This is a genomic window from Rhodococcus sp. EPR-157, assembly GCF_001647195.1.
GTDB lineage: Bacteria > Actinomycetota > Actinomycetes > Mycobacteriales > Mycobacteriaceae > Rhodococcoides.
Genome location: NZ_LVCV01000643.1, coordinates 1 through 7357, shown reverse-complemented (window position 1 = coordinate 7357; position 7357 = coordinate 1). Strand labels below are relative to the sequence as shown.

Here is a 7357-nt window from a genome sequence, read left to right as displayed (position 1 = left end):
GGTCGCGGCCGCAACGACGCGCGGACAACTCGATTCGGTGTTCACAGACCTTCCGACTCCCTCGCTCGCGCCTACCGACTCGCGTCCGCTCGACATCTCGAGGTCGACCGAGCCCGCCACGACCCCCGCCCAGCCCGCCGCCGACGACGACGACGGCTGGGATTGGCGCAAGGCAGTCATGGGCGCAGCTCCCATCATCGCGTTGATTCTGTTCTTCGTCGTGCCGGTGTCCAACAGTTGGCTGTTCTTCCTCCTCATCCCGCTGGCGGGCGCCCTGCTGTTCGGCGGGGACCGCTCGAAGAGGCGCGACCGCTAGCTGTGGCCACAGAAGCAAGAGCGCCGAAAGCTCTGCTGTTCGATGTCTTCGGCACAGTCGTCGATTGGCGCACGAGCATCGCTGCCCACTGCGCGGCAGCACTCCCTTCCCACACCGATTCCTACGCCTTCGCCGATCGCTGGCGCAGTCTGTATCAGCCCGCGATGGAGCAGGTGCGCTCAGGCGTCCGAGACTTCACTCGCCTCGACGACCTGCATAGGGAGAGCCTGCGAACAGTACTGTCGGAGTTCGACATCACCCTGCCCGACGAAGAAGTCAATGCCTTGAACTTCGCGTGGCATCGACTCGAGCCGTGGCCAGACTCCGTCGAGGGCATCGGGCGCCTGAAGTCCAGGTTCGTCGTCGCACCCCTGTCCAACGGCAACATCTCGCTACTCCTCGACATGGCAAAGAACGCCGGGCTGCCGTGGGATGCGATCCTCGGCGCCGAAACCGCCCGCGCGTACAAGCCGACGCCCGAGGCCTACCTCCGCACCGCAGACATCCTCGGGCTTGCTCCGCAGGACTGCATGATGGTCGCTGCCCACAACAGCGATCTGACCGCAGCCAGGGACTGTGGCTTCGAGACGGCGTTCGTCCGTCGCCCCCTCGAACACGGGGACGCACAAACCACCGACCTTGCCGCGGAATCGGATTGGACCTACAGCGTCGGGTCGATCACCGATCTCGCGGAGCTGCTCGGATGCTGAGCGTGTCGGGGGCACTGGAGGCGCCGATAGTAGCTTGATCTAAGCAGCCGATCTTCGGCGACGATGATAGCTGGGGACGGGATTTCGCTCGGGGTCGACGGAGGCCGGCGGAATGACATAGGGGTGCCCATCATCGCCGATGGCAACCGTCCAGCCATTGTTGTGGTGTCTCGATGGCAATCGCCGCACAACAGAACAAGATTGGCGAGATCTGTTGCGCCGTCATTACTTCTGTTCCCCGTCGCGCCGGCGATGACGGCGGCGCGGTGCTCACGTCCGAGCATCGGCGAATGCCCGGGAACCAGTGTCCTTCAGCCCCAGTTCTCCGCCTTGGTCAGGCAGAACGGATGCCCGGACGGGTCGAGGAGTACACGCCAGGTCTCCCCCGGCTGATCGGTGGGCAGTGTCGCGCCCATTTCGACGGCCTTGCGTGCCGCGGAGTCCAGGTCTTCCACCGACAGATCGAAGTGAAACTGTTTGCTGCCGTTCGGATTAGGCCACGCCGGAGCGTGATAGTCCTCGACGCGGCCGAAGCCGAGTGCGTGAGAAGGTCCGGCGAGCATCGCGTAGTCCTTTTCGGCGTGCACGATGCTCCACCCAAGCAGGGACGACCAAAACGATGCGCTCGCTTCGGGATCCGCACAGTCCAGCGTGACCATTTCGAGCTTGGCGACGGGAGTATCGGTCATGTTCGGTCTCCTCGAGAAGGGGTTGGGTCTCGGTCCAGCCTTCTAGACTCGGCCCATGACGGCTAGTAAAAATCCGACAGGCTCCACATCGACGGGCGCAGGTGTATTGCGACCCGATCAGTTGGCCCGGCATGTCGACCTCCTCAGGCTGCCGTGCGCGCCGTCGCTCACGCACTGGGTGGAGAACTACTGGATGCTGCACTGGGATCTTCCGTCCGGGACGTCGTACCGCAGTTCGACACTTCCGCATCCCGCGCACACGCTCAGCGTCGAGAAAGGCTGGGTGCGTGACGGTGTCGCCGCACTCGGCGGGCCCGTCGTCGTGACCGGCGTTCTCACCCGCCGCTTCGACGTGACTCTCGCCGCGACCGGTTGGGTCCTCGGTATCAAATTTCGCCCCGGTGGCTTCACCAGCCTGACCGGTGCCGATGCCAGGTCTCTCCGAGATACACCGGTGTCTCCGCCATCCTCGATTCCGACAGCGACGGTCGACGCGTTGGCCCAACTCGGACCGCACCTGGGGGCCGACGCCTGTCGCGAGAGTGCAGACTCGGCGTTGGAGAACCTCAATTGGACAACCGATCCCGAATACGATGAACTACTCGGCATCGTCGCGGCCATGTTGAACGATCGCACGTTGATTCGAGTCGCGCAGGTCGAGGAACACTGCGATATCCGTGCACGTCGGTTACAACGACTATTTGCGAAGTACATCGGTGCGCCGCCCAAGTGGGTCCTCGCGCGGTACCGCATCCACGACGTTGTGACCGAACTGGACGACGGGTACGACGGATCGCTCGCGGACCTGGCCGCGCGATACGGCTGGTTCGACCAGGCGCACTTCTCGCGCGAGTTCACCGAACTCATCGGCGTACCGCCGAGCGCCTACGGGAGGTGAGTTCGAACTCCCGCAGTTCGCCATCGACACGCGGCGATGGCGCCATCATCCCTGCGGCCTGCACATCGGTCACGAACGGTAGTCGTGGTCCACACCCGTCGCCCACTGGGAACACTCGACCACAACCACGTCGTTGCGACCTCGCAGAAACTCGCGCGCACCCTTGTCGCCCGTCGACGCGCACATGACCTCTTCCCAATGCCGACGCGCCAGGACGACGGGATGACCGGGCGAGCCGTCGAACATTGCTCGTGCGATGCCCGAAGCACACGAACGGGCGGCCGCCAGCACAGCCCGTACCACCTCGGATCCGACGTCGGGAGTGTCGACGACGTGCAGCACCGCGAAGTCTGCGTCGCCTGCCGCCGACAGACCCGCCTTCAGGGATTCGCTCATACCCGACGCCCAGTCCAGCGCCTCGACGGCGGAGGCACCGGCAGGCATCGGCGCGTCGGCAGCACCGAGCACGACGAGTACCTTCTCGCAGCCACCGTCCAGTAACGCACGCACGGCGATATCGAGCCAGTCGCCGCCATGTGCGAGGACCTTCGGGGAGCCGTACCGCCTGCCGGCACCGGCGGCCAGCAACACTCCCACTGCGTCTTCCGACACCCGGCACCCTCCGTTTGGATGTTCGTACAAGGCTTGCGGCCCGGTGGACGGTCATTATTGTGCCCGCTCGACTCGCGACAACCGACGAGATGCCGGATTCTGATAACACTCCTCCTGCAGCGCCGCAGGAACTCATGCCCTGCTTGCTACCGCGAGGTGCCCACATGTCCGTCCAACCCACCAAACGTCGCCGTGTTCATCCCGTCGACGAAGTCTTGCCCGTTCCGAAGCTTGCGGCCTACGGCTTCCAGCATGTCGTCGCGTTCTATGCGGGTGCCGTCCTGGTGCCGACCATCATCGGCAGCGCCATCGGTCTGACCAACGAACAACTGATCCACCTGATCAACGCAGATCTGTTCACATGCGGAATCGCATCGATCATCCAGTCGGTCGGCTTCTGGAAGATCGGTGTGCGGCTGCCTCTGCTGCAGGGCGTCACATTCGCAGGCGTGTCGCCGGTCATCGCGATCGCAATGGCCAACGGCGGAGGCACCGAGGGACTGCTGTACGTCTACGGGGCGGTGATAGTCGCCGGCCTCGTCACGTTCTTCATGGCTCCGTACTTCAGCAAGCTGCTGAGGTTCTTCCCGCCTGTGGTCACCGGCACTGTCATCACCATCATCGGTGTTGCACTGCTGCCCGTCGCGGTGAACGACGCAGTCACCAATCCTGCTACACACGAACAAGATCCGACCAACGGTCGATGGATGGCCTACGCCATCGGCACCCTGCTGATCATCGTGCTGATCCAGCGGTTCTTCAAAGGGTTCATGGCGACGATCGCCGTTCTCCTCGGGTTGGTGATCGGCAGCGCCGTCGCATTCGTATTGGGAGACATGAGCTTCGACGGGACCGGTGAAGCGTCGTGGGTCGGCTTCACCCAGCCGTTCCTGTTCGGTGCCCCCAAGTTCAGTCTCATCGCCATCATCTCGATGATCGTGGTCATGCTCATCATTGCTGTCGAGACCACAGGCAGTGTCTACGCCACCGGAGAAATCGTCGGCAAACGCATCAAGAAGGACGATATCGCGGCTACTCTCCGCGCGGACGGTGTCGCAACGGTCATCGGTGGCACCTTCAACTCGTTCCCGTACACGGCCTTCTCGGAGAACGTCGGACTCGTTCGTCTCACCGGCATCCGGAGCCGATGGGTCGTCGCGGCGGCAGGCGGCATCATGATCTTGCTCGGACTTCTACCGAAGACCGCGGCAGTCGTCGCGTCGATTCCACCTCCCGTTCTGGGTGGCGCAGCGCTCGCATTGTTCGCGACGGTCGCCGTCGTCGGTATCCAGACGCTCTCGAAGGTCGACTTCACCGATCACCGAAACCTCATCATCGTCGCGACCAGCCTCGGTCTGGCCATGCTGGTGACGATTCAGCCGAGCGTCTCCGAAGGTGTCCCAGCGTGGTTGGAGATGCTGTTCGGAAGCGGAATCGTCCTCGGCGCCGTTACTGCGATCGTGCTGAACGTCCTGTTCTTCCACGTCGGAAATCGTGGGCAGGCTGTCGCGGGTGGCCCAGGCAAGGGCATCACCCTCGACAAGGTCAACGCCATGACGCCGGACGAGTTCGCAGCCACCTTCGGCGGTCTCGTCCAGGGCACGCCATGGGTGGTCGAGCGTGCGTACCAGCAGGCCCCGTTCGCCGACGCCCACAGCCTGCGCGAGGCTTTCCAGGAATCCCTGCTGGCGGGCACGACGGAAGCGCAGCTCGAACTCATCAACAACTACCCCGACCTGGGCAGTGAAGATGCGACCGGGACGCTCAACGCGTCCGATCACACCGGTCTGTCCAACCTCGAAGAAGACGAGCACGAGAACATCGTTCAACTGGCGGCCGAGTATCGGCAGCACTTCGGCTTTCCCCTCGTGATCTGCGCGCGCGAGACCGAACGATACGATCGAGTGCTTGCCAATGGGTGGTCCAGAATCGAGAACGCGACGGCCGCGGAACGTTCGTTCGCGATGATCGAGATCGCCAAGATCGCGAACTACCGCTTCGATGACCTCGTCGCCGACGCCAACCCCATCGCCGCAGCCCGATTCGGTCGCCTCACCGAGTACAGATAGCGAGATGCATTGTTACACGAATGGATAGGCCTGGATGGCTTGAACAGGCTGTCGGATCGACAGGCGATGCACGCATTGTTCGAGTGCTGCTCGTCGTCGATCTGGGCGCGTCGCGTCGCCGGCTCCCGTCCCTACTCCACCCGAGATCAGCTTCTGGACAGAGCCGATCGGGTTCTCGCGGAGCTGTCGGAAGCGGAGGTCGACAATGCGCTCGACGGGCATCCGAGGATCGGAGACAAGGCCGACAACGCGTCGTCGAAGCGCGAACAGGCAGCGGTACAGAGCGCCGACGCCGATGTGCTCACGGCGCTGGCCGAAGCAAACCGCAAGTACGAGGCCCAGTTCGGCCACGTATACCTGGTGTGCGCTACCGGCCGGTCTGCTCCGGAGTTGCTCGCTATCCTCGAGGAGAGACTGGGGAACGACCCCGAGACCGAGCGGCGGGTACTGCGAGTGGAATTGGCAAAGATCAACAGAATTCGGCTGAACCGCATGCTGGGACCGGAAGAATGAGCGGGCTGAGCACCCACGTTCTCGACGCGGTCAGCGGCAAGCCTGCCGTCGGTATTCGAGTTGCGCTTTTCAGTGCGACCGACGGTGAGATCTCGACCGCAGCCACCGATGGAGACGGACGGGTTGCCGAGTTGCTGTCCGGACCGATCGACTCCGGCACGTACCGACTCTCGTTCGACACCGGACAGTACTTCGAGCAACTCGGCACGCCGACGTTCTATCCGGAGGTGTCCATCTCGTTCACCGTCACCGACCCGCTGGCGCACTACCACGTTCCATTGCTGTTGTCTCCGTTCGCCTATTCGACCTATCGCGGGAGTTGACATGACCGACCTGAACGGCAAGATCGTCCTCGGGGCCAATCAGTACGGCAAGGCCGAGAATCGCGTCGTGCGCATCTACCGAGACACACCTCGACACGAGATCCACGACATCAACGTCTCCAGCGCCCTACGCGGAGACTTCTCCCCCGCACACCTCGTCGGCGATCAGTCGAACGTGCTCCCGACCGACACCCAGAAGCAGACCGCCTACACCTATGCCAAGTCGAAGGGTTTGCTGCACATAGAGAGCTACGGTCTCGATCTCGCTCGCCACTACGTCGACGACGTCGAACCCGTCGAGGGGGCGCGTATCGAGCTGGAAGAGTTCGCGTGGCAACGAGTCGTGATCGACGGCACCGAGCACAATCACACCTGGACGCGAAAAGGTGAAGAGATCAGAACCTCCGCCGTGACCGTCGAGGGCAAAGGCGAGAATCAGCGCACCTGGGTGATCAGCGGCTTCAAGGAGTTGATCATTCTCAAGTCAACAGGCTCCGAGTTCGCAGGCTTCCTCGAAGACGAACTGACAGTGCTCGAACCGACCCACGACCGAGTGATGGCCACGTCGCTGACCGCACAATGGCGGTACACGCGTACCGATGTGGACTGGGACGCGGTGTACGCCGGGGTCAAAGCAGCGATGGTCGAACGGTTCGCCAACCTGCAATCGCTCGCCCTGCAGCAGACGCTGTACGCAATGGGCGAAGCCGTGCTCGAGAAGTACCCGTTCATCGCGGAGATCCGCATGTCCGCGCCGAACAAACACCACTTCCTCTACGACATCGGCCGTTTCGGCGTCGAGAACAACAACGAGGTCTTCAACGCCGACGACCGTCCGTACGGCCTCATCCAGGCCACCGTTGAACGCGAGGACGCTCCCGACGGCGGATCTGCTTGGCGCACGTACTCGGTAGTCGGGTAGGCGCTCCGCGCCAGTAGCCGGGTAAGCGCTCCGCGCCAGTGGCACGAATAAGTGCATCCCAATGCACTTATTCGTGCCACTGGGGCCTGCAGGCCCTACTTCAGAACCTGCTCTGCCCACTCGACCAGCGGCGCCATGTTCCGCCACGCATCTCGAATACGGACCGCAGCTTCGGGAGTCTCCAGCCACGGGGGTGAACCGAAGTGCTTGCTGACCGTAAGCGTCTTGTGCCGGAGCAGATCTATCCGCGGATGGTCCGCCTCGTAGCCCCGGGGCTTCGTCTTGAGCTGGTCACCGCCGATGTC

General features: G+C 63.2%; 11 protein-coding genes. 7 read left to right on the top strand and 4 right to left on the bottom strand.

All coding sequences use genetic code 11. The features are described 5' to 3' along the window. Both A2J03_RS27505 and A2J03_RS27500 read left to right on the top strand, forming a co-directional pair. The coding region (locus tag A2J03_RS27505) for a hypothetical protein (RefSeq protein ID WP_068380777.1) at positions 1-316 on the top strand (316 nt) is incomplete at its 5' end. 2 nt (positions 317-318) lie between these two features. Continuing rightward, complete coding sequence (locus A2J03_RS27500) at positions 319-1026, top strand: haloacid dehalogenase type II (RefSeq protein ID WP_068380774.1); 708 nt, start codon at positions 319-321, stop codon at positions 1024-1026. On the opposite strand, the gene A2J03_RS31970 is transcribed toward A2J03_RS27500, so the two are convergent. Both A2J03_RS31970 and A2J03_RS27495 read right to left on the bottom strand, forming a co-directional pair. Beyond that, entirely contained in the window at positions 978-1310 is a 333-nt protein-coding gene (locus tag A2J03_RS31970; RefSeq protein WP_331712412.1) for an HNH endonuclease, read from the bottom strand. The two genes, A2J03_RS27500 and A2J03_RS31970, sit on opposite strands and share 49 nt — an antisense overlap. A gap of 27 nt (positions 1311-1337) precedes the next feature. After that, the gene (locus A2J03_RS27495; protein ID WP_068380771.1) at positions 1338-1715 is read right to left on the bottom strand and encodes a VOC family protein; all 378 of its coding nucleotides are present in this window, start codon (positions 1713-1715) and stop codon (positions 1338-1340) included. A 55-nt stretch (positions 1716-1770) separates the two neighbouring features. Here A2J03_RS27495 and A2J03_RS27490 point away from each other — a divergent pair, with 55 nt between their 5' ends. Continuing rightward, complete coding sequence (locus A2J03_RS27490; RefSeq protein WP_082898130.1) at positions 1771-2613, top strand: helix-turn-helix transcriptional regulator; 843 nt, start codon at positions 1771-1773, stop codon at positions 2611-2613. A gap of 69 nt (positions 2614-2682) precedes the next feature. Here A2J03_RS27490 and A2J03_RS27485 read toward each other — a convergent pair whose 3' ends face one another. Continuing rightward, complete coding sequence (locus A2J03_RS27485; protein ID WP_068380768.1) at positions 2683-3225, bottom strand: nucleotidyltransferase family protein; 543 nt, start codon at positions 3223-3225, stop codon at positions 2683-2685. Positions 3226-3359: 134 nt separating this feature from the next. On the opposite strand from A2J03_RS27485, the gene uraD (A2J03_RS27480) reads away from it, so the two are divergent. From uraD (A2J03_RS27480) to pucL, 4 genes are read left to right on the top strand one after another with little or no spacing between them, the layout of a single operon-like run. Then, on the top strand, positions 3360-5294 hold the full coding sequence (gene uraD / locus A2J03_RS27480) for a 2-oxo-4-hydroxy-4-carboxy-5-ureidoimidazoline decarboxylase (protein ID WP_442971418.1): 1935 nt from the start codon (positions 3360-3362) through the stop codon (positions 5292-5294). A gap of 9 nt (positions 5295-5303) precedes the next feature. Beyond that, positions 5304-5807: a 2-oxo-4-hydroxy-4-carboxy-5-ureidoimidazoline decarboxylase gene (gene uraD / locus A2J03_RS27475; protein ID WP_082898129.1), complete on the top strand. Its 504-nt coding sequence runs from the start codon at positions 5304-5306 to the stop codon at positions 5805-5807. Further along, a complete protein-coding gene (uraH, locus tag A2J03_RS27470) occupies positions 5804-6130 on the top strand; it encodes a hydroxyisourate hydrolase (protein ID WP_068380763.1) in 327 nt (108 codons plus the stop codon). Before uraD (A2J03_RS27475) ends, uraH begins: the two co-directional genes overlap by 4 nt. Before the next feature lies 1 nt (position 6131). Beyond that, positions 6132-7052 (top strand): factor-independent urate hydroxylase, encoded by a 921-nt coding sequence (gene pucL, locus A2J03_RS27465; RefSeq protein WP_068380760.1) that lies wholly within the window; start codon positions 6132-6134, stop codon positions 7050-7052. Positions 7053-7147: 95 nt separating this feature from the next. Here pucL and A2J03_RS27460 read toward each other — a convergent pair. Continuing rightward, positions 7148-7357, bottom strand: a 210-nt coding sequence (locus A2J03_RS27460; RefSeq protein WP_156520623.1) for a DUF2461 family protein, incomplete at its 5' end; no start/stop codon positions are given.